This window comes from Acidobacteriota bacterium (assembly GCA_009861545.1).
Lineage (GTDB): Bacteria > Acidobacteriota > Vicinamibacteria > Vicinamibacterales > UBA8438 > WTFV01.
This window is the reverse complement of the sequence record VXME01000151.1, coordinates 1-23,863: the sequence shown is the minus strand read 5'-3', so window position 1 is coordinate 23,863 and position 23,863 is coordinate 1. Positions and strand designations below refer to the sequence as shown.

The window sequence follows — 23,863 nt, the reverse complement described above, 5'->3', positions numbered from 1 at the left end:
GATTCGAAGGTGAGCAGGGGGTAACTCCATTGTAGCGCGCCGCCGGCCGGTGTCAAGCCGGGCGGAGCGCCGGACGAACGGCAGCGGGAAATCAGCCGACCATGACGGCGGCGGCCACCACCGTCGTCCACAAGCCGTCGCGATCGCCCACGGCGGTCTGCGTGACGTGCTGGGTCCGGACGATCTGGTTCGACAGGCGCCAGACTTCCTTGTTCTCGTCCCAGCTCTTCTCGGGATCGAACTTCAGCCCGAGGGTGGTGGCCAGCATTTCAGCGGCGAGATCCTCGGCGTAGTCGCCGGCGGTCTCCTCGTCCTCGCCGAAGCTGTGGTGCTCGGAGAGATAGCCGTACAGGCTGGGGTCGCGGGGGATGGCGACGCCGACCGTCGCGGCGATGAGGCGGTGGGGCTCCTTCGTGGCCGCCTCGGACATGACCACGAAGGTCACCTGCCCGGGCTTCAACCGCTCGATGCCCTCCCCGCGCGGGAGAATGCGGCAGCCGGGCGGGAAGATGCTGGAGACGCGCACGACGTTGCAGGCCGCTATGCCGGCCGACCGCAACGCCAGCTCGAACGACGTCAGCTTCTCGCGGTGCGTGCCGACGCCCTTCGTGAAAAAGAGCTCACTGGGAACGAAACCAAGCACAGGGAATCCGGATCTTGCTCCACCGTCCCGTCGCGAGCGACGCATCCTATGGTACGGACCACGCGCTGTCAAGGCTCCCGAAACGATGAACTTCCGGCCCGCGGCGACGTATCAAACGAGTGCAGGCGCGCAACCCCGGGCGGGCTCAACGTCGTCCGGGCCGGCGGCAAGCGCCCCGCGGGGCACAGACCCCGACGCGGTCGGCGCCGCGGCATCCGCGGCGGATGACCCGAAGCAGGCGCTAGAATGGAGAGATCATGCAGGGCCCGAACGGGTTGGACGTCGAGCCGCCGGTCGAGCGCCTCGGCCTGAGCGCCCGCGTCGTCGGTATCCTCACGTCGCCGCGCGAGACGTTCGAGCGCGTGATGGCCGACCCGCGCTGGATCGGGGTCCTGGCGCTGAGCGTCGGCGGCGCGGCGGTGCTGAGCAGCCTGCTCCTGTCCACCGACTTCGCGCAACGGGCCCTGCTCGACCAGCAGATCTCCTCGATGGAATCCTTCGGGGCCACGGTGACCGACGAGGTGCGAGCCGAGATGGAGGACGGCGTCCGGTTCGCGGCGTACTCCTCGTTCGGCTTCCTGCTGGTCGGCGTGCCGATCTTCTGCGTGGTCCTGGCCGGCATCCTGCACGGCGTCGGCCACGGCCTGCTGGGCGGGGGAGCCAGCTTCGGGCAGGTCTTCTCCGTCGTCGCTCACGCCGGCCTGGTGTTCCTGGTGCAGCAGCTCTTCGCCGTCCCGCTCAACTACGCGCGCGAGGCGATTACGTCACCCACCACGCTGGCGGCCTTCGCACCCATGCTCGACGAGGATGCGTTCGCCTACAAGCTGCTCAGCACCCTCGATCTCGTCAACGTGTGGTGGATCATGCTCCTGTCGATCGGCCTGGCCGTCGCCTGGAAGCGCCGCACCGCTCCGATCGCCACCACCCTGTTCGGCGTCTACGCCGGCATCATCCTGATCATCGCCGTGCTGCGCACGAACCTCGGTTTCTGAACATGTCCAGAAAGCTCCTCGTCGGCGGACTCGTAATCTTGACCGGCGCCGCGCTCGTGGCCGTCAATCTGCTGTTCGAGCGATCCGACGCGGCGGAAGTCGACGTGGAGGAGATCGAGCGGCGCGATCTCGTCGCCATCGTCTCCGCGCCCGGCACCATTCAACCGCAACTCTCGGTCGACATGAGCGCCAGCACGATGGGACGGGTCACGCGCCTGGCGGTGGACGAGGGCGAACGGGTCACGGCCGGGCAGTTCCTGCTCCAGATCGACCCGGAGAACCTCCAGGCGATCGTCAACCGCGGCGAGGCCTCCCTCGAGGCCACCATCGCGGCCCATCAGCAGGCGCTCGTTGCCGTGGAGACGGCCCGCGTCAACCTCGAGATCGGCCGCGAGAACCTGGAGCGGCAGGCGGACCTCTGGTCCCTCCGTCTCGTCTCCCGTGAAGTCTACGAGCAGGCGGTCGCCGACGTGGAGCTGCGCGAGACCGAGCTCAAGGCGCGGGAAGTGGACGTGGAGGGGGCGGCGCAGCGCATCCTCCAGGAACGGGCGACGCTCGACAGCGCGCGCTACGACCTCACGCAGGTGACCATCACGTCCCCCATCGACGGCATCGTGACCCGGCGCAACATCGAAGAGGGGGAGACGGTGGTCATCGGCACGATGAACAACCCCGGAACGGTGCTGCTGACCATCGCCGACTTCTCGGTTCTCGAGGCGGAGATCGAGGTCGACGAGACCGACATCCCGGCCGTGCGGCTCGGCCAGCCGGTGGAGATCACGATCGACGCGCTGCCGGACCGCACCTACACCGGCCGCGTGACCGAGATCGGCAACAGCCCGATTCAGAACCAGAACGCGGGCGCCGGCGCCACGCAGGAGGCAACGAACTTCCTGGTCGTCGTCGTCGTCGACGGCTTCATTCCGGGCGTGCGGCCCGGCTTCACCTGCACCGCGGAGATCACGACGGCGACGCGGACGGCATCGCTGGCCGTGCCCATCCAGGCGACCACCGTGCGCGAGGTCGAGATCGATGCGGACGGCCGGATCGTGCGGGAATCGAGCGACGCCGGATCCGGTGTCCTCTCGCGCCCCGCCTCCGCCTCCTCCGAACCGGCGGCGGGCGGCAGCGCCACCACGCGCGAAGAGCGCGAAGGCGTGTTCGTGGCGCGGCAGGGACGCGCGGTTTTCGTGCCGGTGGCCACCGGAATCGCCGGCGAGCGCTACTTCGAGGCCCTGAGCGGCCTGGAGGAAGGGGATTTCGTGATCACCGGTCCGTTCGAGGTGGTCCGCAACCTCGACGACGGCGACCCGGTGGATCCCAATGAAGCTGATTCTGATTCATGAGATGGTCCAGATCGCGCTGAGCGCGATCTGGGCCAACAAGCTCCGTTCCTTCCTGACGATCCTCGGGAACGTCGTCGCCGTCAGCTCGATCATCACCCTCGTCTCTCTCATCCAGGGGATCACCGAGGAGGTCGAGAGCGTGATCCTGTCGGAGGTGGGCGCCGACGCGTTCCTGGTCGACCGCCGCGGCATCATGAGGAGCGAGGAGGACCTGGAACGGACGCGCAACAACCCGCGGATCACCCTCGCCGACGCCGAGGCCATCCGGCGGTTCGCCTCCGGCGTCACCGCGGTCATGGCGGAAGGACGGCGCAGCGGCGAGGTCCGCTATCGCCAGCACGTGCTCGAGTCGGTCCGGATCCAGGGCGTGACCGAGGAGTTCATCCGTTTCTCCACGTTCAACGCGGAGATTGGACGGCTGATGACTCCCGCCGAGGTCCGCCGCAAGCGCAACGTCGCGGTCCTGGGATCGGATACCGCCGACCGGCTGTTCGGCGCGCTCGATCCGATCGACAGACAGGTGAAGATCCGCGGCGTGCCGTTTCGCGTGATCGGTGTCAGCCGGCCCCAGGGTTCGTCGTTCGGGCAGTCGCAGGACGAGTTCGCGGTCGTTCCGCTCGGCGCGTTCCAGCGGCTCTTCGGCAGCCGCACCGCGCTCGGGTTGCGTGTGCAGCCGGCCGACCCGGGCGAGATCGACAGGGCGATCGGCGAAACGACGGTCGCCCTGCGGGTCGAGCGGCGCCTGAAGGCGAGCGAAGACGACAATTTCGGCATCTTCACTTCCGAGACCGCGCTGCGCATCTTCAACCAGGCCACCGCCGGCATCTTCGCCGTGCTGGTCGGCGTCGTGGGTCTCGCGCTGGTCGTCGCCGGCATCGTCATCATGAACATCATGCTGATGGCGGTCTCGGAACGGACGAAGGAGATCGGCCTGCGCAAGGCCCTCGGCGCCCGGCGGCAGGACATCCTCTGGCAGATGCTGTCCGAGTCGGTGGCGCTGTCCGTGCTCGGGGGCGCGACGGGCACGGCGCTCGGTGCAGCCGCCGCGCTTGCGCTGGACCGCTTCGCCCCGGTGCCGGCCGTCGTGCACCCCTGGTCGGTGCTTCTCGCCATTACGATGACGGCCGCGGTCGGGCTCTTCTTCGGGCTGTACCCCGCGGCGCGGGCCGCCGCGCTGGACCCGATAGACGCACTGGGGCGGGCCGACTGATGCGCGGTTCGCTCCTGCGTGAGATCGTGGTGATGGCGGTCACGACCATCCGGACGCAGAAGATGCGGTCCGGACTGACCATCCTCGGCATCGTCATCGGCATCACCGCGATCGTCGGGATGACGTCGCTCATCCGCGGATTCGACGAGTCGTTGCGCGACACCATCCGCGAGATCGGCCCCGACACGATCTTCGTGGCGCAGTTCTCGGGCATGAGCTTCATGTCGGGAGCCGACTTCGACGAGCTTCTCAAGCGGCCCACCCTGACACCGGCCGATGCGCGTGCCATCGAACGGCAGGCCGAATCGATAGCGCAGGTCAACATCACTATCGGCGAGGGCGGGGGTCCGGGCTCGACGCGCAGCCGGCTCTTCTATCGGGGAGAACGAACCAAGCTGCTCTCGATCACCGGCACGACGCACGATTACCCGGACGTATTCCACGTCACCATCGAGCAGGGACGATTCTTCACCGAGGGCGAAGTGAGTCACCGGCGCCGGGTCGTGGTGCTCGGGCAGACGCCCTACCAGGCCCTGTTCCCCAACGTCGACCCGCTCGGCAAGACGGTGCGCATCGGCAACCAGCCCTATACGGTGATCGGCGTCATCGGTCCGCGGCCCGGCATCGGGTCGCTCGACGCCGGCCAGGACGACATCGCGCTGATCCCCTACAGCGCCCACTCGAAGCAGTTCGGCACGCGCGTTACGCGATCGCGCCGCGGGCGGTTGCAGTTCCTCATGATCGCCGCCGTGCCGCACGAAGGGGTCGCGCGCGAGGACGCGATACGCGACGTGACCGAGGTGATGCGCATCCGTCACGGCCTGCGCCTGGACGAGGCGAACGACTTCGATCTCATCACGCAGGATGCGGCGCTCCGGCTGTGGGACCAGGTCAGCAGCGCGACGTTCCTCGCGCTGGTCGCCATCTCGTCCATCGCGCTCATGGTCGGCGGCATCGGGGTGATGGCGATCATGACCATCTCCGTCAAGGAGCGGACGCGCGAGATCGGCACCCGCAAGGCCATCGGCGCCCGGCGGCGCGAGATCCTGTGGCAGTTCCTTCTCGAGGCGGTCTTCCTGACCGCCATCGGCGGCGTCCTCGGCATCCTCTTCGGCAGCGGGATCGGGATGGGCGTTCACTACGCCACCGAGTTCCCGGTATCGCTGCCGTGGTGGTCGTTCGCCATCGGCATCGGCTTCTCCGCGACGGTCGGCATCGTCTTCGGGATCGTGCCCGCCGTCCGCGCCTCCGGCCTCGACCCGATCGAGGCGCTGCGCTACGAATAGGCGCCTCCCGCACTTGAGCCTGCCGGCCCGTCACGGTACGATTACAGGTTTGACCGGGAGGACTACTGTCGATGAAGGTCTATGACGCGTCGAACATCCGCAACGTCGCGGTCGTCGGGCACAGCGGTTCCGGGAAGACGCAGCTCGTGTCGGCGATGCTGTTCGACGCCAAGATGGTCAACCGCCTGGGGAGGGTCGACGAGGGCACGACGGTCACCGACTTCGACGAGGAGGAGATCGCCCGCAAGCACACGCTCTCGGCCAGCGTCGCGTTCGCCGAGTGGCGCTCCACGAAGATCAACCTGATCGACACGCCCGGCATCGGCAACTTCGTGAGCGACACCCGGGCCGCCCTGCGCGTCGCCGACGCCGCGCTCGTCGTGGTCGACGCGGTGGCGGGCGTCGAGGTGCAGACCGAGAAGGTGTGGAGCATCGCCGAGGAGATCGGCCTGCCCTGCGTGGTCGTGCTCAACCTGCTCGACCGCGAGCGCGCGAGCTTCGACCGCGCCCTCGAGTCGGTGCAGGGAGCGCTGGGTCGGGAAGTGGTGCCGATCCAGCTCCCGATCGGCTCGGAACGCGAGTTCCGCGGCGCGGTGGACCTGCTGGCCATGCAGGGCGTGACCTTCCCCGACGACGGCAGCGGCGACGCATCCGTCGGCGATGTTCCGGACGCGCTCTCCGGGCCGGCGGACACCGCCCGCGAGGCACTGCTCGAGATGGTCGCCGAAGCCGACGAGGCGCTCATGGAGCGGTTCTTCGAAGAGGGCACGCTGACCCAGGACGAGTTGGAGGGCGGCCTCCGGACGGCGACACGGAACCGGCAGGTGTTCCCGCTCGTCTGCACGTCGGCGCAGGCCAACATCGGCGTCGGGCCGTTGCTGGACACGATCCTCTCCTGCCTGCCGCCGGCGGCGGATCACCCGCTCCCGGCCACCGACCCCGAGAGCGGCGAGCCGCTGAGCTACGACGCCGGCGACACCGCCCCGCCCGCCGCGTTCGTCTGGAAGACCATCGCCGATCCGTTCGCCGGGCGCATAACGATGTTCCGCGTCGCGGCCGGCGCGCTCAAGGCCGATTCCACCATCCACAACGCCACGCAGGACGGCGGCGAGCGACTCGGCGCGCTGGCCGTCCTGCAGGGCAAGACGCAGCACCCGGTGCCGGAGCTGAAGGCGGGCGACCTCGGGGCCGTCGCCAAGCTGAAGGAGACCCATACGAACGACACGCTGGGCGAGAAGGGCAACCCGGTGCGCTTCGCGCCCATCGCCTTCGCCGAACCGGTCCTCTCCTATGCCATCGAGCCGAAGAGCCGCGGGGACGAGGAGAAGATCAGCGGTGCGCTGCAGCGCCTGCGGGAGGAGGATCCCACCATCCAGTACACCCGCGACCCGCAGACGCGCCAGTTGCTGCTCTCGGGCCAGGGGCAGGTGCACATAGAGGTTACCGTCGCCAAGCTGAAGCGGCGCTTCGGCGTCGAGGTCAACCTGAAGCTGCCCCGCATCCCCTACCGGGAAACCATCATGGCGGCGACCGAAGCGCACGGCCGGCACAAGAAGCAGTCGGGCGGACACGGGCAGTTCGGCGACTGCCGGATCCGTGTCGAGCCGCTTCCGCGCGGAGAGGACTTCGCCTTCGTCGACGAGATTTTCGGCGGCTCGATTCCGCGCCAGTTCATCCCGGCCGTCGAGAAGGGCATCCAGGAGGCCCGCGACAAGGGCTATCTCGCCGGCTACCCGATGGTCGACTTCAAGGTGACCCTCTACGACGGGCAGTTCCATTCGGTCGACTCGAACGAGATGTCCTTCAAGATGGCCGGCCGCCTCGCCTTCCGGGACGCGATGGAGCGGGCCAGACCGACCCTGCTCGAACCGGTCATGAACGTCGAGATCTACGCGCCGAGCGACTTCGCGGGCGACCTCATGGGCGACCTGAACGGCCGGCGCGGCCGGATCGGGGGCATGGAGCCGCGCGGGGGGTCCACCGTCATCAAGGCGCAGGTGCCGATGGCGGAGATGCTCACCTACGAGCAGCAGTTGACCTCCGCCACCGGCGGCAGGGGGTCGTACCACATGGAGTTCTCGCACTACGAGGAGGTGCCGGCGCACCTTCACGCGAAGATCGTGGCGGACTCGAAGTCCGAAGCGGGAGACGCCGAGGACGCCTAGCGCCGGTTCTTCCCGCGACGGAACATCCGGCTCAGACGTCCGCCCGTGGCGGCCTGCTCGTCCGGCTGGCGTTCGGGCTTCTCTTCCGCCTTGCGGTCGGCCTTGGGCTTGTCCAGGTCGGGGTTGTACTCGCTGCCAATCAGCTCCACCTGGGCAATCTCGGCGGCGTCGCCGCGGCGGAACCCGATTCTCACCAGGCGCGTGTAGCCGCCGGAGCGGCTGGAAAACCGGGGCGCGATCGTGTCGAACAGCTTCGCCGCCACCTCCCGGTCCGCCAGATCGCGGCGCACCATGCGGCGGGCGTTCACGGCGCGAATCGTGTCCGTGCCGTCGGCGAGCCCCCGTTTCGCGACCGTGATGAGCCGCTCGACGAACGGACGCAGCTCCTTGGCCTTGGCGACCGTCGTACTGATCCGCTCGTGCCGCAACAGGGCCTGCGCCTGATTGCGGAGCAGGGACAGACGGTGCTCCGTGACCCGACCCAGCTTCCGGTGTGCAACGCGATGACGCATGACTCGCTCACTCCGCCTGCGCGGGCACGCTGTCCGCCGGCTGGTCCAGACGCATGCCGAGGCTGAGCCCCATGTCGAGCAGGATTTCCTTGATTTCGTTCAGCGACTTCCGCCCGAAGTTCTTCGTCTGGAGCATCTCCGGCTCGCTCTTCTGCACGAGCTCGCGAATCGTCCGGATGTTGGCGTTCTTCAGGCAGTTGTAGGAACGCACGGACAGCTCGAGCTCCTCGACGCTCTTGTCGAGATGCTCGTTCGCCACGGCGGCCGGGGGTTCCGGCTCCGCTTCCTCCAGGACCTCGGACTCGTCGTCGATGTCGATGAAGATGTTCAGGTGGTCGCGCACCAGCTTCGCACCGAGCGAAACGGCGTCGCGGGCGCTGATCGTCCCGTCGGTCCACACGTCGATCGTCAGCTTGTCGTAGTCGGTCGTCTGGCCGAGCCGCGCCGCCTCGACGAGGTAGTTCACCTTCTTGATCGGCGAATGCACCGAGTCGACCGGGATCCAGCCGATCCCCAGGTCCTCGTCGAAGTTCTTGTCGGCGGACACGTAGCCCCGGCCGCGCTTCACGCGCATCTCCATGTTCAGCGCGCCGCCCTCGGACACGGTGGCGATGTGCACGTCCGGATCCAGAATCTCGATATCGGCATCGGCCTGGATGTCGCCCGCCTTTATCTCACCGGGTTCCTCCGCCCGGATCGACACGGCCTTCACCCCGTCGACGTGCACCTTGATCGGCACCTGCTTGAGATTGAGGATGATGTCGGTCGCATCCTCCACCACGCCCTGAATCGGCGAAAACTCGTGCAGCACGCCGTCGATCTTGACCGCGGTCACCGCCGCCCCCTCGATAGACGACAGCAGCACGCGCCGCAACGCGTTGCCGATCGTCGTACCGAAGCCACGCTCGAACGGCTGCGCGTGGAAGCGCCCGTACTGTTCCGTGAGCGTCTCGCGGTCGTACTCCAGCACCTTCGGTCGCTGGAAGCCTTTCCACAGCATCGAGTTCAATCCTTTCCGCGCCGTAGCCGGCCGGCCCTACTTCGAGTAGAGCTCCACGATCAACTGCTCCTGCACCGGCAGATTCATCTGCTCGCGGCTGGGCACGGCCGCGAAACGCCCCTCCTGCCCGTCGGCGCCCAGCTCGAGCCACTCCGGAATGCCGCGGCCCTTGACTTCCTCTCGCGCGTACGCGATGGCCGGGTTGTTCGCGCTCTTCGCCTTCACGCTCACGCGATCCCCGGTTCGCAACGAGTACGACGGAATGTCGGCGCGCCGCCCGTTCACCAGAAAGTGTCCGTGCCGCACCAACTGGCGCGCCTGCGGTCGCGAGGCGGCGAAGCCAAGGCGGTAGACGACGTTGTCGAGCCTGCTCTCGAGCAACTGCAACAGCGTCTCGCCGGTGATTCCCCGGCGGCGGTCGGCCTCGTGGAAGTAGCGCCGGAACTGCCGCTCGAGCACGCCATACATGCGCTTGACGCGCTGCTTCTCGCGGAGCTGCAGTCCGTAGCCCTGCAGCTTGGCCTTGCGGCCCTTGCCGTGGTGCCCCGGCGGCACGTTGCGCCGCTCGACCGCGCACTTCTCCGCGTGACAGCGCTCACCCTTGAGAAACAGCTTCATGCCTTCGCGCCGGCACAAACGGCAGACCGGACCAGCGTACCGTGCCATGCTTACAGATCTCCCTCACTCAACCGCGACAGCCCGGAAACCGTCGCCTTGCGGCTCCGCTTTCCGCCCAACCAACCCGCTCCAGGATTCCACGCCGTTCTAAGGCGCAAGTTCCCGGCCATCAAACGCGGCGCTTCTTCGGCGGCCGGCACCCGTTGTGCGGGATCGGCGTCACGTCGCGGATCGACTTGATGTCGAGGCCGACGGAGGTTTGCAGCGCCCGAATCGCCGACTCCCGACCGGCGCCCGGCCCCTTCACCCTGACCTCGACCGAACGCACGCCGAATCCCTTGGCCGCGTGACCGGCCGCCATGGCCGCCTGGGTCGCCGCGAAGGGCGTCCCTTTCCGCGACCCCTTGAAACCGATACCCCCGGCGCTCGACCACGACAGCACCGCGCCGGCGCTGTCGGTGACGGTGATGATGGTGTTGTTGAACGACGCCTGGATGTGCACCACCCCGTGATGGACCACCCGCTTCTCGCCACGCTTCTTGAACGTCTTCTTGCGGCGCGCCGGCCTTCCGGCCGGCTTCTTCCCGGTTTCAACGCTGTCGCTCTTGGCCATGATCGCGTCTCAAATGCTCAACTGGTCTTCTTCTTGGCGACGGCGCCACGGCGCGGGCCCTTCCGGGTCCGCGCGTTCGTATTCGTACGCTGGCCGCGCACCGGCAGGTTCCGGCGATGACGCAGCCCGCGATAGCACCCGATCTCGATCAGGCGCTTGATGTTCAGCGAGATCTCCTTGCGCAGGTCCCCCTCGACGCGGCCGTACTCTTCGATGGCGCGACTGATCCGGCGAACCTCGTCCTCCGCCAGGTCCTTCACGCGCGTTTCCGGCTTGACGCCGGCCGCCTCCAGAATGTCCACCGAACGGGCGGGACCGATTCCGAAGATATAGGTCAGCCCGACTTCAACCCGCTTCGAGCGGGGCAGATCGACGCCAGCGATGCGTGCCATGAGTCGTTACCCCTGCCTCTGCTTGTGCTTCGGGTTCGTGCAGATCACGCGCACCACACCCCGCCGGCGCACGATCTTGCACTTGCTGCACATCCGTTTGACGGAAGCCCGCACTTTCATACCGTTCTCTCTTCGTTCAGCCGGCGCTGCCGGCGGCCCTCGACCCTGCAGACTCCTAGGCGCCGTCGACCAGCGCCCACGTGGTCGCGGCAACGCCGTCTCCGGACGCGCCCGTTCCCGGCAGCGGGCGACTCAACACCAGCGGTCCCTCCGCGGTCACCGCCACCGAATGCTCGAAATGCGCGGCCAGGCTGCCGTCGCGAGTGACCGCGGTCCATCCGTCGCGAAGCACGCGCACGGCCGGCTTGCCCATGCTGACCATCGGCTCGATGGCCAGGACCATGCCCTCCAGCAGACGGTCCCCCTGGCCGGGCTCCCCGTAGTTCGGCACCTGCGGCTCCTCGTGCAGGCTCGTGCCGATTCCGTGCCCGACGAACTCGCGCACCACGGAGTACCCGTGCGCTTCGACGTGGCGCTGCACCGCGTGCCCCAGATCCGAGACGTGGCCGCCCAGCCGGACCTGCGCTATCGACCGGGCCAGCGCCTGCTCCGTCACGTGCAGCAGCATCTCCGCATGCTCGCTGATCGTGCCTACCGGCAGGGTCACCGCCGCATCGCCGTAGTACTCGTCCAGCACGACCCCCAGATCGATGGACACGATGTCGCCGTCGCGCAATCGTCGACCGGACGGAATCCCGTGCACCACTTCCTCGTTCACCGACGTGCAGAGCGTGGCGGGATAGCCGTGATACCCCTTGAACGCCGGAATCGCACCCGCCGCGCGCACGCGGCCCTCCGCAATCGCATCCAGCTCGCGCGTGGTCACTCCCACGTCCACGATCTCCCGCAACTCCCCCAGCACCTGCGCGACGAGCCCGTTGGCGGCGCGCATGCGCTGCAGCTCGGCGGGACTCTTGCACGAGATCATCGAAACACCCGTGCGGCTCACGCACTCCGGCGCACGGCCGAGACGCCGTGGGCCGCGTCGGCCACGGCGGCGGCCACCTCGTCCTCCGTCAGGCTGCCGTCTATCGACCGGAACGTCGGACGGTTCCGGTAGTAGTCGATCAACGGCGCCGTCCGCTCCCGGTACACGGCCAGCCGCTCCCGCACCACCGACTCCTGATCGTCGCGGCGCTGCACGAGCACCCCGTCGCAGTCGGGGCACGAGCTCGGCGGCGTCCCCTCCGTCGCCCCGACGATCGTGCCGCACGTCGCGCACACGCGTCGTCTGGACAACCGGCGGATGATGTCCGCGTCCTCGACGGCGATGTCGAGGACCACGAGCGGATTCCTGCGGTCCAGCATCGCGTCGAGCGCCTCGGCCTGCGGAACCGTGCGGGGAAACCCGTCGAGCACGAATCCGGTGGCCGCGTCGGGCCTCTGGAGCCGGTGCCGGACGATCCCGATCACGATCTCGTCGCCGACCAGTTGCCCGGCGTCCATGATCTGGGCCGCCGCGCGGCCGAGCGGACTGTCCATCTCGACCGCCTCGCGCAGGATGTCGCCGGTCGCGATGTGGGGCACCCGAAACCCGCGGGCCAGACGACGCGCCTGCGTCCCCTTCCCCGCGCCCGGCGGCCCCATCAGCATCAGATTCAAGGCCATCGGCCTCCGGGCGCGCCTGGGAGCCAGCTCGGTGATGTTCGAGCGGCGCGGTCCCCGGTCGAGCGCCGTCCCTTCCTCATTCTCGGAAACGTCCAGCATGTTGCCTCGATGCGCCGCGAAAGCCGACCGTCTCCGCCGCCTTCGTGATCCGCGCAAATCTCCGTCATCGGTCCGACACGTCTCAACCACGCCGCCCGCGAATCCGCGTCTTCTTCATGAATCCGTCGTAGTGCCGCATGATCAACTGCGACTCCACCTGATTCACCGTGTCCATGGAGACACCGACGATGATCAGCAGCGAGGTGCCGCCGAAATAGAACGTCACGCCGAGGCCGTTCGTGATGAAGCCGGGCAGCAGCACGTCGAGCTGATCCCCGATGAACGGCACGGCGTCGGCCCGAAAACCGGTGATCATCAGGTCGGGCATCACCGCCACCAGCGCCAGGTAGATCGACCCGGCGAAGGTGATCCGGGTCAGGATCGTGTCGATGTGCTCCGCCGTCCGCTTCCCGGGCCGGATGCCCGGGATGAAGCCCCCGTACTTGCGCATGTTCTCCGCGACGTCGTCCGGATTGAAGATGATCGCGGTGTAGAAGTACGCGAAGAAGATGATCCCGCCCACGAACAGCAGGTAGTAGGCCGGCATGCCGTTCTGCAACTGGTCCGTGACCGTCTGGAACCAGCCGCCCACCGGGAACGCCGTCGCCGCGGTCGCCGGGAACGCCAGGATGGACGACGCGAAGATCACGGGGATGACGCCGCCCGTGTTGACCTTGAGCGGGATATGCGTGCTCGTGCCGCCGTACATGCGCCGCCCCACGACGCGTTTGGCGTACTGCACGGTCACCCGCCGGTGCCCCCGTTCGATGAAGACGACGGCCCCTATCACCAGCACCATCACGACGACCAGCGCGATCAGCGTGAACAGGCCGATAGCGCCGCTGCGCATCTGATCCAGCGTCGTGAGAACGGCCGTCGGCAGGCCGACGACGATCCCCGCGAAGATGATCAGCGACATGCCGTTGCCGATGCCCCGCTCGGTGATCTGCTCCCCGAGCCACATGATGAAGGCGGTACCCGTCGTCAGGGTCAGCACCGTCATCAGCCGGAACGACCAGCCCGGCTCGTAGACCAGCGGCAACCCGCCCGCGATGTTCGTCTGCCGCTCCAAGAAGATCGCGATCGCCATCGACTGCACCACGCAGAGCCCAATCGTGCTGTACCGCGTGTACTGCGTGATCTTCCGGCGGCCCAGCTCGCCCTCCTTCGACAGCCGTTCCAGGTACGGCCAGACGACGGTGAGCAACTGCAGGATGATCGACGCGCTGATGTAGGGCATGATGCCCAGCGCGAAGATCGTCGCCTGCGCGAGGTTGCCGCCCGAGAACATGTTGTACAGGCCGAACATGGTGTTGCCGGCCTGCTCGACGAGAATCTGCAGCGCCTCGGTGTTCACGCCGGGCGTCGGAATGTGGCTGCCTATGCGGTACACGCCCAGGATGCCGAGCGTGAACAGCACACGCTTGCGCAGTTCCGGAATCGCGAAGACGTTCTTGACGCTTTCGATCATTCCGCGGCTTCTTCCTCGGCCTTCGGCCGCCCCTTCGACCGCACGCGCGGCGCCACGTCCGTCCGTCCGCCCGCGGCCGCGATCCGCTCACCCGCCTTCGCACTGAAGCGATGCGCGGTCACCGACAACGCCTTGGTCAGCTCGCCGCGGGCCAGTACCTTGACCAGCGCGGTCCGGCTGATCAACCCGTGCTCGCGCAACACGTCCGGGGTCACCTCGTCGCCCGCCTCGAACCGCGCCTCCAGGGTGTCGAGATTCACCACCTCGTAGGCGACCCGGAAGGGGTTGTGGAAGCCGCGCTTCGGCAGGCGCCGGTGAATCGGCATCTGCCCGCCCTCGAAACCCCGCTTGCGGGAGTACCCGGAACGCGACTGCTGCCCCTTGTGTCCGCGGCCGGCGGTCACGCCGGTCCCGCCGCCCTCGCCGCGGCCGACGCGCTTCCGGTTGCGGCGAGCGCCCTTGGGCGGCTGCAGCGTACTGAGGTCCATCGGTCGCTTGCCCGTCGCCATCGTCAGCACTCCGTCGTAGTCACCAGATGCCGCACCGCCCGAATCATGCCCCGAATCGACGGATTGTCGACCACGTCGACCGAGTGGCCGATGCGGCGCAGACCGAGACCCCGGACGATTCGCTCCTGGTTCTTCTCGTAGCCTATCCAACTCTTGACGAGGGTGACGCGCACGCGCGGCGCCTCGTCGTTGCGCTTCGCTGGTGGTCTCATCAGGCGGTGAGCTCCTCCAACTCCCGGCCGCGCAGCCTGGCTACCTGGACCGGGTCCTTGAGCCCGTAGAGTCCGGCGAACGTGGCCCGCACGACGTTCTGCGGGTTGTCCGACCCCAGGGACTTCGTCAGGATGTCGTGAATCCCGGCCAGCTCGACGACCGCCCGGACGGCGCCGCCGGCGATGATGCCCGTCCCCTGCGGCGCGGGCTTCAGCAGGACGCGTCCCGCCCCGTACCGACCGAGAATCGGGTGCGGTATCGAGGTCGCCTGCAACGGCACCCGGATCAGCGCCTTCTTGGCCGCCTCGATTCCCTTCTTGATGGCCGACGGCACTTCCTTGGCCTTGCCGACCGCGAAGCCGCAGTGCCCCGCCCCGTCACCGACGACGACGAGGGCGCTGAAGCTGAGGTTCTTGCCGCCCTTGACAACCTTGGTCACCCGATTGATGGACACCACCGCGTCCTTCAGGTCGAGCATGGCCGGGTCGATCTTGGCTCGTGATTCGCGCATCAGTGTCTCTGCGACCTCGCTGCCCGGGCCGACTAGAAGTCGAGCCCGCCTTCGCGGGCCGCCTCGGCGACCGAACGCACCCGCCCGTGGTACAGGAATCCGCCGCGGTCGAACACGACGTGCTTGACGCCCTTCTCCAGCGCCCGTTCCGCGACGACGGCTCCGACGATCCGCGCGCCGGCGACGTTCCCGCCCCGCGCGCCATCCTCGAACCGGCCCCTGATGGCCGGCTCCGTGCTCGACGCCGACGCAATCGTGCGCCCGGCGTGGTCGTCTATCACCTGCGCCGAGATATGCGCCAAGCTGCGGTTCACCGCGAGCCGCGGACGCTCCGGCGTCCCGCTGAGGCGCTGCCGCTGGCGCAGCCGCACCCGCGTGCGGCGATCCTTCTTGGTCTTGACTTTCATTGCTATGCGCCGGTCTTTCCGACCTTCTTCTTCAACACCTCGCCGGTGTACCGCACGCCCTTCTGCTTGTACGGATCGGGCTTGCGGAGAGCGCGGATGTCCGCCGCGACCTGCCCCACCCGCTGCCGATCGATCCCGCTGACCGTGAGGTGGGTCTGCTTCTCGACCGCGATCTCGATGCCTTCCGGAATGTCGAACTCGATCGGGTGCGAGTAGCCGAGCGCGAACACCACCTGCTTGCCGGTGTGCTCGGCGCGGTACCCGATGCCGACGATGTCGAGCTCCTTCTTGAAGCCCTGCGACACCCCGTGCACGGCGTTGGCGACGAGGCTGCGGCCGAGTCCGTGGAACTTCGCCAGCGCGGCGTCCTCCCGGGCCGGATGCGCCAGCAACTGCTCGCCGTCGGCTTCGATCCGCACGCCCGGGGGCAGGGGCTGGAGCAGCGTCCCCTTCGGCCCCTTGACCTCCACGGCATCGGGTCTGATGTCGACCTTCACGCCCGCCGGAATCGGAATCGGCTTCTTGCCTACCCGCGACATCTCGTTCCCCGTCTCGCCGCAGCCGGGCAGCGGCCGATGTTCCTACCAGACATTGCACAGCACCTCGCCGCCGACCCCGGCCTTCGCGGCGTCGCGGCCCGTCATCACGCCCCGCGACGTCGTCAGGATGCTGGTGCCGAGACCGGCCAGAACCGGCGGCGCCTTGGCGTGGCCGTAGTAGACCCGACGTCCCGGCCGACTGACCCGCCTGAGTCCGGAGATCACGCGCTCGCCGTGCGGTCCGTACTTGAGATAGAGCCTCAGGACGCGCAACGGATGGTCGCCCCGCGGGTTCTTCAACTCGAGCTGCCTGAAGCCGGCGATGTAGCCTTCGCTCTCCAGAATCCGCGCAATGTCGGCCTTCAGCCGCGAATCCGGGACGTCCACCCGCGGGCGGTGCCCCATCGTCGCGTTGCGAATCCTCGTCAGCATGTCGGCAATCTGATCAGCCATGCTTTCCTTCGTTCCCGCCTCCTGAGCCGCGCCGCGGCCCTCCTCCTACCAACTGCTCTTGATCACGCCCGCGATCTCGCCTTCGAGCGCCAGCTTCCGGAAGCAGAGACGGCAGAGGGCGAACTTTCGCATGTACCCGCGCGGCCGGCCGCACAGCCGGCAGCGATTCCGGAGCCGCACGCGGAACTTCGGCGGCTTCCTCTCCTTGACGATCTTCGCGGTGGTGGCCATAGGCTGTGTCCGTCTCAGTTCTTGCGGAACGGCATCCCCATCAGTTGCAGCAGTTTGCGACCCTCCTCGTCCGTGCCTGCCGTCGTCACCACGGAGATGTTCATGCCGCGCGCGTGATCGACCTGCATGTAGTCGATTTCGAGGAAGATCAACTGGTCCTTCAGGCCCAGGGTGTAGTTCCCGCGGCCGTCGAACCCCTTGGGGGACACCCCACGGAAGTCGCGCACGCGCGGCAACGCGATCGAGACCAGCCGGTCCAGGAACTCGTACATCCGTGTACGCCGCAGCGTGACCATCACGCCGATCGGCATGCCCTGCCGCACCTTGAACTGCGCCACGGACTTGCGCGCGCGGCGCGTGACCGGCTGCTGACCCGTGATGCGCGCCAGCTCCTTCGCGCCGACGTCGATCAGCTTGGAATTCTGGGTCGCCGCCCCCAACCCCATGTTCACGACGACGCGCTCGATCTTCGGCACCGCCATGACGTTGGCATAGCCGAACTCCTTGCGGAGGGCCGGCACGACGTCGTCGTAGTAGCGCTCGCGCAGACGACTCATTTGTCCACAGCTCCGTCGCATTTGCGGCAGACGCGCACCTTGCGGCCGTCACCGAGCAACAGGCGGCCGATGCGCGCCGGAGAGCCGCACTCCGGACACACGATCTGCACGTTCGATGCATGCACCGGGGCTTCGCGCTCGACGATGCCCCCCTTGACGTTGGCGCGCGGATTCGGCCGCGTGTGGCGCTTGATGAAGTTCACGCCCTCGACCACCACGCGGTTGCGGCCGGGAAACACCTTGAGAACGCGGCCGCGCTTGCCGCGATCCCTGCCGGCCATGACGACCACGTTGTCGTTCTTGCGCACCGGGGTGCGTAGTCGGGACATGCTCCTGGGCTCTTTCCTGTATCAGACTCTCACAGCACTTCCGGTGCGAGCGAGATGATCTTCATGAACTTCCGCTCGCGCAGCTCCCGCGCGACGGGACCGAAGACGCGGGTGCCCACCGGCTCGTTCTGATCGTTGACGAGCACGGCGGCGTTGCGGTCGAACCGGATATAGCTTCCGTCGCGACGGCGCTGCTCCTTGCGCGTGCGTACGATGACCGCCCTGACCACCTGGCCCTTCTTGACCGACGCGTCCGGGGCCGCCTCCTTCACGGCGGCGGTGACCAGATCGCCGAGTCGCGCGTAGCGGCCGGTGGCGCCCCCGAGCGGATTGATCACGGCGATTTTGCGGGCGCCGGAATTGTCCGCGACGTCGAGCACGGATTGCATCTGGATCATCGGCCCGCCCCGCTGGATTCGACCGGTGATCCATCCCGCCTGGACATCGTTGCTCCTTCTGCGCGGGTTTCCATCAAACCGTCTCGGCCCGATTGATGACGCGCGTGACGACGAACCGCTTGCGCTTGCTGAGCGGACGCGACTCGGCCATCGCGACGCGGTCTCCGACCCGGGCGCTGTTCTCTTCGTCGTGCGCCATGAACGTCCGCGTCCGGCGCCGTATCTTGCGATAGACGTCGTGGCGCACCCGGCGCTCGACCGCGACGATCACGCCCTTGTCCATCTTGTCCCGGACCACGATGCCCACGACCTCGCGTTGGTTTCCCATCGGATTCACTCAAGTCGTCAGTCGGTCGCGGCCGGCTCCGCCGCGGCAGCGGGCGCCGCATCGAGCTCGCGCTCCCGCAACAACGTCTTCACCCGCGCCCGGTCGCGGCGCAACCCCCGCATCTTGTACGCCGCGTCGGCCTGCCCCATCGACTTCTGGAGGCGCAACCGGAACACCTGGTCGTCGAGCTCGCCCACGCGTTGCTCGAGCTCTTCGGTCTCCAGCTCGCGAAGCTCTGACACCTTCGCCATCCTATGCCCCCGCCTCACCGAACCGCGTCGCGAAACGGGCCTCTATCGGCAGCTTCGCAGCCGCGAGCTCCATCGCCCGCTTCGCGTCGGCGGCGCTCACACCTTCCATCTCGAACAGGATGCGGCCCGGCCGCACCACCGCCACCCACTGCTCGGGCGCGCCCTTGCCCTTGCCCATGCGGGTCTCCTGCGGCTTCTTGGTAATCGGCTTGTCCGGAAACACCCGCACCCAGATCTTGCCGCCGCGCTTGACGAACCGCGTCATCGCGACGCGGGCCGCCTCGATCTGCCGATCGGTGATCCAGCACGGCTCCATCGCCCGCAACCCATAGTCGCCGAACGACACGGCCGACCCCCGCCACGCCTTGCCGGCCATGCGCCCGCGGTGCTGCTTGCGGTACTTGACCTTCTTCGGCATCAACATGGTGCGTCACTCCTCCGGCTTGTCCTCGTCACGGCGCAGAGCCTCAGGCCCGCGCGCCGCGCCGCGGCGCTCGGTACTCCTCCTCGCGACCCACCAGCGGCGTGAGACGCTCGCCCTTGTAGAGCCACACCTTGATGCCGATCACGCCGTAGGTCGTACGCGCCTGACCGAACCCGTAGTCGATGTTCGCCCGCAACGTCTGCAGCGGAAGCTGGCCGTGGAGGTACCATTCCGAGCGCGCGATCTCGGCCCCGTTCAGGCGCCCGCCCACGCGCACCTTGATGCCCCGAGCCCCGAACCGGAGCGCGGCCTCGACCGCCTTGCGCATCGCCCGGCGGAACGCCACCCGTTTCTCGAGCTGCAAGGCGACGTTCTCGCTGATGAGCTGCGCGTCGAGCTCCGGCTTCTGGATCTCCTGGATGTTGATGAAGACCTCGCGGCTCGTGCGCTTCTGAATCTCCGTCTTGAGCTTGTCGACCTCCGTACCCTTGCGGCCGATGATGATTCCCGGCCGGGACGTGTAGATGTCGAGCTTCAGGTTGTTGGCGGCCCGTTCGATCTCGATCCGGGACACGCCGGCATGCGAGAAGCGGGTCTTCAGATCGCGCTTCAGGGCGAGATCCTCGTGCAGCAGCTTCGCGTAGTCGCGATCCGCGTACCAGCGGGAGCGCCACGTCTTGTTGAAGCCCAGACGGAAGCCGTACGGATGAACTTTCTGCCCCATGCTCAGACCCTTCCCGGTCGCAGGCCGTCACCGGATGCCCAGGATGCCGCCCGGCGGCAAATTGGGCGGTTCCTCTTCCGGCTCCTCCGGTTTCTTCTTCGGTTCCGGCGCCCCCGGCTCCGGCGGCGCCTCGGGTTCGGGCGCCTCTTCCGGCTCCGGCGCCGTGCCGGACTCGGCCTCCGGCTCCGACGCTTCCGGCTCCTCTTCCGGTGCCTCCGGCTCCGGTATCACGTCCGTCTCGGCGGGAACGCCGGGCTCCGGCGCCTCGGGCGTCACATCCGGTTCCACAACGTCCGGTTCCGGCGCCGCGGGCGGTGCGGGCCGCGACACCGGCCGCCGCTTCACCCGGCCGCCGCCTCCCGAGCCGGTTCCTTCCGGCCCGCCGCGCCGCCGGCGCGCCCGGAACCCGGGCTGTCCCTCGGACCGCTCCTCCACGATGACCGTCAGATGCGACGTCCGCTTCAGGATGCGAAACGCGCGCCCCATCGGCGCGGCACGGATCCGCTTCAGCGTCGGACCCTGATCCGCGTAGCACTCCCGCACGTACAGACGCTCGATCTCATCGCCGGCGCCCTCCTTCTGCTGCGCGTTGGCGATGGCCGACCGCAACACCTTCTCGACGTCCTTCGCGACGCCCTTGCGCGTAAAGCGCAGAGTCGCCAGGGCGCTGTCGACGTCCTTGCCGCGAATCAGATCCACGACGAGCTTCGCCTTCTGGGCCGAGGTCCGGACGTAGCGTGCCGTAGCGCGACCCTCGATCACCGCCCGCCTCCCCTCGACGCCGACTTCTCGCTCTTGGTCGGGTGCCCCCGGAACAGGCGCGTCGGCGCGAACTCGCCGAACTTGTGGCCCACCATGTTCTCGGTGACGTAGACCGGAACGAACTTCTTCCCGTTGTGAACCGCCACCGTATGTCCCACCATCTCGGGAACCACCGTCGAGCGGCGCGACCAGGTCTTGACGACCTTCTTGACGCCGTTCCGGTTCATCGCCTCGATGCTCTCGAGGAGCGGCAGATCGACGAACGGGCCTTTCTTCAGCGAGCGGCTCATGACCTCGATTCCTGACTAGCGCTTCTTCTTGCGCGAGAGGATGAAGCGATCGGAGGGCTTCTGCTTGCGGGTCTTGTAACCCTTGGCCGGAACGCCCCACGGCGAGACCGGATGACGTCCCCCGGCCGCATGCCCTTCGCCCCCGCCGAGCGGATGATCGACCGGGTTCATGGCGTTGCCGCAGACATGGGGGCGGCGACCGCGCCAGCGATTCCGGCCGGCCTTGCCGACCCGGACGTTCTCGTGCTCGACGTTGCCGACCTGGCCGATCGTCGCGACGCACTTCGGCATGACGAGGCGTGTCTCTCCCGACGGCAGTCGAACGGTGACGTACTTGCCGTCCTTGGCCACGACCTGCACCGATGCGCCTGCGCTGCGAGCGAGCTGACCACCCTTGCCGGGCCGCAGCTCGACGTTGTGCACCTGCGTGCCGAGGGGGATGTTGCTGAGCGGCAGGGTGTTGCCCGGCAGGATGTCCACGTCCGGGCCGGCGACGATCGAGTCGCCCACCTTCACCCCGAGCGGATGCAGGATGTAGCGCTTCTCGCCGTCGGCGTAGGTGACCAGCGCGATGCGCGCCGACCGGTTCGGGTCGTACTCGATCGTCGACACCTTCGCCGGAACGCCGATCTTGTCGCGCTTGAAATCTATGACCCGGTAGGCGCGCTTGTGCCCACCGCCCCGCCACCAGATCGTGATCGATCCCGTGTTGTTCCGCCCGCCCGACTTCTTGAGCGGCTGCGTCAACGGTCGGTACGGCCGCGTGACGGTGATTTCGTCGAACGTCTGCACGCTCTGGAATCGCCGGCCGGCCGACGTCGGCTTGTGCTTGCGAATCGCCATTGGCTCGCTTCCCGATACCCTATGCGCCCTCGAGGAACTCCGGCACGGACTCGCCCGGGCGCAGCCGGACGTAGGCCTTCTTCCAGTCCGGCCGCCGCCCCGCGAACCGTCCCTGACGCTTGACCTTGCCGTGGGCGATGGACGTTCGCACCTCCGCGACCTTCGCCCCGAGCAACTGCTGCACCGCGCGCTTGACGTCCACCTTCGTCGCCCCCATGGCGACCTCGAAGGCGAGAATCTGGCCCTGCTCCCGCATGAGCGTGGTCTTCTCGGTAATCAGCGCCCTCCGAATCACCTCGGTCGACTTCATGACGCCACCACCCGCGCCAGATGCTCGGCCGCCGCCCGGCTCATGACGACCCGGCCCGCGTTGGCCAGATCCCGCGCCGTCACACGGCCCGACGCCGCCAGGCGCACGTCGGGGAGATTGCTCACCGCGCGCTCCAGAGCGTTGCCCGGAGACACGTCGACCAGCAGCGCCTTGCCGGTCACGCCCAGCCTGTCGAGCAACTCCACGGCCAGTCGCGTCTTCGGCTCGTCGATCGCGAACTCGGACAGCACGACGACGGCCCCCTCCTCGAACTTCACGCGCAGCGCCGCGCGCAGCGCACCCCGCTCCACCTTGCGCGGCAGGCGGTACTCGTAGCTGCGCGGCTGCGGCCCGAACACGGTGCCGCCGGTGCGCCACAACGGGTTTCGGGCCTCGCCGACCCGCGCGCGGCCCGAGCCCTTCTGACGCCACGGCTTCCGGCCGGTGCCGCTGACGAGCCCGCGCGTCTTCGTGGCGTGCGTGCCGCGCCGCGTACCCGCCTGCTCGTGAACCACCGACTCCCAGATCAGGCCCGTGGCGATCGGTCCAGCGAACAGCTCGTCGCTCAGCTCGAAAGCGTCGACCGTCTCGTTGTGCTCGTTGACCACGTCACACGTCATCGCTTCTTCTTCTTCTTCTCGTCGACCGGCGGCGCCGCCGGCTCGCGGCGTGGCGCGACCGCGCGGCGAATCACCACGTAGGCGCCCGCTGCGCCCGGCACCGCGCCGGTCACCACCAACCGGTTGCTCTCGGCATCGACCGTCACGACGCGCAGATTGCGTACCGTTACCTGGTCCCCGCCCATGCGCCCCGGCGCCCGCATGCCCTTGAGGACCCGCGACGGATACGAGGACTGGCCGATCGACCCCGGCGCCCGATGGAACATCGAGCCGTGCGTCGCGCGGCCGCCGCCGAAGCCGTGCCGCTTCATGACGCCCTGAAAGCCGTGACCGCGGCTGATGCCGGTGACGTCCACCTGCTCGCCCTCGGCGAAGAGCGAGGCCAGCACCCGCTCGCCCTCGGCCGGCGCATCGCTCCCGCCGTCGAGCGGCACCTCCCGCCGCACCCGCGTCGGGGGCACGTTCGCCCGGGCATACAGGCCGGCCACCGGCTTGGTGACGCGCGCCGGCCGATCCTCGACCAGCCCGAGCTGCACGGCCTCGTACCCGTCCCGGTCCGCCTGCTTGCGCTGGATGACCACGCACGGTCCGGCCTTGAGCACGGTGACCGGCCGCGCCGCGCCGTCGGTCCCGAACACCTGCGTCATGCCGATCTTCTGCCCAATGATCCCGGTCACCATCGCTCGATTCCCGACCCGCTCGGACGCGGTCTGGCCCTACGCATGCTCCTTGCCGAACGCCTTGATCTCGACGTCCACCCCGGCGGGCAGATCGAGCTTCATCAGCGCATCCACCGTCTGCGACGTCGGCTCGAAGATGTCTATCAGGCGCTTGTGAGTACGAATCTCGAACTGCTCCCGCGACTTCTTGTCGACATGCGGGGAACGCAGCACCGTCCACTTGTTCTTGTCCGTCGGCAGAGGGATCGGTCCCGCGAGCCGCGCGCCGGTCCGCCGCGCCGTGTCGACGATCTCGCTCGTCGACTGGTCGAGCAGCCGATGGTCGTACGCCTTCAGCCGGATCCGAATCTTGTCGCTGAACGTTGCCATGTCGCGCGCACCCTGCCTTCGATCGGAACTTCTGCCGAACGCTCGCCTAGTCGTCGACGATCTCGGTGATGGTGCCCGAGCCGACCGTCCGGCCGCCCTC

The 23,863-nt window shown here is 68.1% G+C and carries 35 protein-coding genes and 1 pseudogene; 5 read left to right on the top strand and 31 right to left on the bottom strand.

Going from position 1 to position 23,863, the window contains the following annotated elements; genetic code table 11:
* Positions 1 to 91: 91 nt before the first annotated feature.
* Positions 92 to 688, bottom strand: coding sequence for an arginine decarboxylase, pyruvoyl-dependent (locus F4X11_23505; protein ID MYN67954.1), 597 nt, complete (start codon positions 686 to 688; stop codon positions 92 to 94).
* A gap of 212 nt (positions 689 to 900) precedes the next feature.
* Here F4X11_23505 and F4X11_23500 point away from each other — a divergent pair, with 212 nt between their 5' ends.
* The 5 genes from F4X11_23500 to F4X11_23480 all read left to right on the top strand — a co-directional run bounded on the left by F4X11_23500 (position 901) and on the right by F4X11_23480 (position 7,642).
* Entirely contained in the window at positions 901 to 1,635 is a 735-nt protein-coding gene (locus F4X11_23500; GenBank protein ID MYN67953.1) for a hypothetical protein, read from the top strand.
* Between the two features lie 2 nt (positions 1,636 to 1,637).
* Positions 1,638 to 2,981, top strand: a complete 1,344-nt coding sequence (locus F4X11_23495; protein MYN67952.1) for an efflux RND transporter periplasmic adaptor subunit — start codon at positions 1,638 to 1,640, stop codon at positions 2,979 to 2,981.
* The gene (locus F4X11_23490; protein MYN67951.1) at positions 2,959 to 4,191 is read left to right on the top strand and encodes an ABC transporter permease; all 1,233 of its coding nucleotides are present in this window, start codon (positions 2,959 to 2,961) and stop codon (positions 4,189 to 4,191) included. Before F4X11_23495 ends, F4X11_23490 begins: the two co-directional genes overlap by 23 nt.
* The gene (locus F4X11_23485) at positions 4,191 to 5,477 is read left to right on the top strand and encodes an FtsX-like permease family protein (GenBank protein MYN67950.1); all 1,287 of its coding nucleotides are present in this window, start codon (positions 4,191 to 4,193) and stop codon (positions 5,475 to 5,477) included. The genes F4X11_23490 and F4X11_23485 overlap by 1 nt, the downstream gene beginning before the upstream one ends.
* A gap of 71 nt (positions 5,478 to 5,548) precedes the next feature.
* Positions 5,549 to 7,642, top strand: coding sequence for an elongation factor G (locus F4X11_23480; GenBank protein MYN67949.1), 2,094 nt, complete (start codon positions 5,549 to 5,551; stop codon positions 7,640 to 7,642).
* On the opposite strand, the gene F4X11_23475 is transcribed toward F4X11_23480, so the two are convergent.
* From F4X11_23475 to rpsJ, 30 genes and pseudogenes are all read right to left on the bottom strand, one after another.
* The gene (locus F4X11_23475) at positions 7,639 to 8,154 is read right to left on the bottom strand and encodes a 50S ribosomal protein L17 (protein MYN67948.1); all 516 of its coding nucleotides are present in this window, start codon (positions 8,152 to 8,154) and stop codon (positions 7,639 to 7,641) included. The two genes, F4X11_23480 and F4X11_23475, sit on opposite strands and share 4 nt — an antisense overlap.
* Before the next feature lie 7 nt (positions 8,155 to 8,161).
* Positions 8,162 to 9,154: a DNA-directed RNA polymerase subunit alpha gene (locus tag F4X11_23470; GenBank protein ID MYN67947.1), complete on the bottom strand. Its 993-nt coding sequence runs from the start codon at positions 9,152 to 9,154 to the stop codon at positions 8,162 to 8,164.
* Positions 9,155 to 9,190: 36 nt separating this feature from the next.
* Positions 9,191 to 9,820 (bottom strand): 30S ribosomal protein S4, encoded by a 630-nt coding sequence (rpsD, locus tag F4X11_23465; GenBank protein MYN67946.1) that lies wholly within the window; start codon positions 9,818 to 9,820, stop codon positions 9,191 to 9,193.
* A 121-nt stretch (positions 9,821 to 9,941) separates the two neighbouring features.
* Positions 9,942 to 10,385, bottom strand: a complete 444-nt coding sequence (gene rpsK, locus F4X11_23460; protein MYN67945.1) for a 30S ribosomal protein S11 — start codon at positions 10,383 to 10,385, stop codon at positions 9,942 to 9,944.
* A gap of 17 nt (positions 10,386 to 10,402) precedes the next feature.
* The gene (gene rpsM, locus F4X11_23455; protein ID MYN67944.1) at positions 10,403 to 10,777 is read right to left on the bottom strand and encodes a 30S ribosomal protein S13; all 375 of its coding nucleotides are present in this window, start codon (positions 10,775 to 10,777) and stop codon (positions 10,403 to 10,405) included.
* Between the two features lie 6 nt (positions 10,778 to 10,783).
* On the bottom strand, positions 10,784 to 10,897 hold the full coding sequence (rpmJ, locus tag F4X11_23450; protein ID MYN67943.1) for a 50S ribosomal protein L36: 114 nt from the start codon (positions 10,895 to 10,897) through the stop codon (positions 10,784 to 10,786).
* Between the two features lie 55 nt (positions 10,898 to 10,952).
* A complete protein-coding gene (gene map, locus F4X11_23445) occupies positions 10,953 to 11,765 on the bottom strand; it encodes a type I methionyl aminopeptidase (protein ID MYN67942.1) in 813 nt (270 codons plus the stop codon).
* Between the two features lie 17 nt (positions 11,766 to 11,782).
* The gene (locus tag F4X11_23440; GenBank protein ID MYN67941.1) at positions 11,783 to 12,439 is read right to left on the bottom strand and encodes an adenylate kinase; all 657 of its coding nucleotides are present in this window, start codon (positions 12,437 to 12,439) and stop codon (positions 11,783 to 11,785) included.
* Positions 12,440 to 12,626: 187 nt separating this feature from the next.
* Positions 12,627 to 14,015 (bottom strand): preprotein translocase subunit SecY, encoded by a 1,389-nt coding sequence (gene secY, locus F4X11_23435; protein ID MYN67940.1) that lies wholly within the window; start codon positions 14,013 to 14,015, stop codon positions 12,627 to 12,629.
* On the bottom strand, positions 14,012 to 14,503 hold the full coding sequence (locus F4X11_23430; protein MYN67939.1) for a 50S ribosomal protein L15: 492 nt from the start codon (positions 14,501 to 14,503) through the stop codon (positions 14,012 to 14,014). Before F4X11_23430 ends, secY begins: the two co-directional genes overlap by 4 nt.
* 23 nt (positions 14,504 to 14,526) lie before the next feature.
* Positions 14,527 to 14,736, bottom strand: coding sequence for a 50S ribosomal protein L30 (gene rpmD / locus F4X11_23425; protein MYN67938.1), 210 nt, complete (start codon positions 14,734 to 14,736; stop codon positions 14,527 to 14,529).
* Complete coding sequence (locus F4X11_23420) at positions 14,736 to 15,248, bottom strand: 30S ribosomal protein S5 (protein ID MYN67937.1); 513 nt, start codon at positions 15,246 to 15,248, stop codon at positions 14,736 to 14,738. Before F4X11_23420 ends, rpmD begins: the two co-directional genes overlap by 1 nt.
* A gap of 32 nt (positions 15,249 to 15,280) precedes the next feature.
* Positions 15,281 to 15,655: a 50S ribosomal protein L18 gene (locus F4X11_23415; protein ID MYN67936.1), complete on the bottom strand. Its 375-nt coding sequence runs from the start codon at positions 15,653 to 15,655 to the stop codon at positions 15,281 to 15,283.
* 2 nt (positions 15,656 to 15,657) lie between these two features.
* Positions 15,658 to 16,194 carry a 50S ribosomal protein L6 gene (locus F4X11_23410; GenBank protein ID MYN67935.1) on the bottom strand — a complete coding sequence of 179 codons (537 nt, stop codon included), beginning with the start codon at positions 16,192 to 16,194 and terminating at the stop codon, positions 15,658 to 15,660.
* A 42-nt stretch (positions 16,195 to 16,236) separates the two neighbouring features.
* Positions 16,237 to 16,647 (bottom strand): 30S ribosomal protein S8, encoded by a 411-nt coding sequence (gene rpsH, locus F4X11_23405; protein MYN67934.1) that lies wholly within the window; start codon positions 16,645 to 16,647, stop codon positions 16,237 to 16,239.
* Positions 16,648 to 16,692: 45 nt separating this feature from the next.
* Positions 16,693 to 16,878: a type Z 30S ribosomal protein S14 gene (locus F4X11_23400; GenBank protein ID MYN67933.1), complete on the bottom strand. Its 186-nt coding sequence runs from the start codon at positions 16,876 to 16,878 to the stop codon at positions 16,693 to 16,695.
* A gap of 14 nt (positions 16,879 to 16,892) precedes the next feature.
* A complete protein-coding gene (gene rplE / locus F4X11_23395; protein ID MYN67932.1) occupies positions 16,893 to 17,435 on the bottom strand; it encodes a 50S ribosomal protein L5 in 543 nt (180 codons plus the stop codon).
* Entirely contained in the window at positions 17,432 to 17,764 is a 333-nt protein-coding gene (locus tag F4X11_23390; protein MYN67931.1) for a 50S ribosomal protein L24, read from the bottom strand. Before F4X11_23390 ends, rplE begins: the two co-directional genes overlap by 4 nt.
* A gap of 29 nt (positions 17,765 to 17,793) precedes the next feature.
* The gene (gene rplN / locus F4X11_23385; protein ID MYN67930.1) at positions 17,794 to 18,162 is read right to left on the bottom strand and encodes a 50S ribosomal protein L14; all 369 of its coding nucleotides are present in this window, start codon (positions 18,160 to 18,162) and stop codon (positions 17,794 to 17,796) included.
* 73 nt (positions 18,163 to 18,235) lie between these two features.
* Positions 18,236 to 18,490, bottom strand: coding sequence for a 30S ribosomal protein S17 (rpsQ, locus tag F4X11_23380; protein ID MYN67929.1), 255 nt, complete (start codon positions 18,488 to 18,490; stop codon positions 18,236 to 18,238).
* Positions 18,491 to 18,507: 17 nt separating this feature from the next.
* Positions 18,508 to 18,741 (bottom strand): 50S ribosomal protein L29, encoded by a 234-nt coding sequence (gene rpmC, locus F4X11_23375; GenBank protein MYN67928.1) that lies wholly within the window; start codon positions 18,739 to 18,741, stop codon positions 18,508 to 18,510.
* Between the two features lies 1 nt (position 18,742).
* The gene (rplP, locus tag F4X11_23370) at positions 18,743 to 19,165 is read right to left on the bottom strand and encodes a 50S ribosomal protein L16 (protein ID MYN67927.1); all 423 of its coding nucleotides are present in this window, start codon (positions 19,163 to 19,165) and stop codon (positions 18,743 to 18,745) included.
* Between the two features lie 43 nt (positions 19,166 to 19,208).
* Positions 19,209 to 19,889 (bottom strand): 30S ribosomal protein S3, encoded by a 681-nt coding sequence (rpsC, locus tag F4X11_23365; protein MYN67926.1) that lies wholly within the window; start codon positions 19,887 to 19,889, stop codon positions 19,209 to 19,211.
* Positions 19,890 to 20,303: 414 nt separating this feature from the next.
* Positions 20,304 to 20,648, bottom strand: a pseudogene (locus F4X11_23360) (50S ribosomal protein L22).
* Positions 20,648 to 20,941, bottom strand: coding sequence for a 30S ribosomal protein S19 (gene rpsS, locus F4X11_23355; GenBank protein MYN67925.1), 294 nt, complete (start codon positions 20,939 to 20,941; stop codon positions 20,648 to 20,650). Before rpsS ends, F4X11_23360 begins: the two are co-directional and overlap by 1 nt.
* A 15-nt stretch (positions 20,942 to 20,956) precedes the next feature.
* Positions 20,957 to 21,784: a 50S ribosomal protein L2 gene (rplB, locus tag F4X11_23350; protein ID MYN67924.1), complete on the bottom strand. Its 828-nt coding sequence runs from the start codon at positions 21,782 to 21,784 to the stop codon at positions 20,957 to 20,959.
* 19 nt (positions 21,785 to 21,803) lie between these two features.
* Positions 21,804 to 22,094, bottom strand: a complete 291-nt coding sequence (locus F4X11_23345) for a 50S ribosomal protein L23 (protein MYN67923.1) — start codon at positions 22,092 to 22,094, stop codon at positions 21,804 to 21,806.
* A complete protein-coding gene (gene rplD, locus F4X11_23340) occupies positions 22,091 to 22,714 on the bottom strand; it encodes a 50S ribosomal protein L4 (GenBank protein ID MYN67922.1) in 624 nt (207 codons plus the stop codon). Before rplD ends, F4X11_23345 begins: the two co-directional genes overlap by 4 nt.
* A complete protein-coding gene (locus F4X11_23335; GenBank protein MYN67921.1) occupies positions 22,711 to 23,394 on the bottom strand; it encodes a 50S ribosomal protein L3 in 684 nt (227 codons plus the stop codon). The genes rplD and F4X11_23335 overlap by 4 nt, the downstream gene beginning before the upstream one ends.
* A 36-nt stretch (positions 23,395 to 23,430) precedes the next feature.
* The gene (gene rpsJ, locus F4X11_23330) at positions 23,431 to 23,763 is read right to left on the bottom strand and encodes a 30S ribosomal protein S10 (protein ID MYN67920.1); all 333 of its coding nucleotides are present in this window, start codon (positions 23,761 to 23,763) and stop codon (positions 23,431 to 23,433) included.
* Between the last annotated feature and the right edge of the window lie 100 nt (positions 23,764 to 23,863).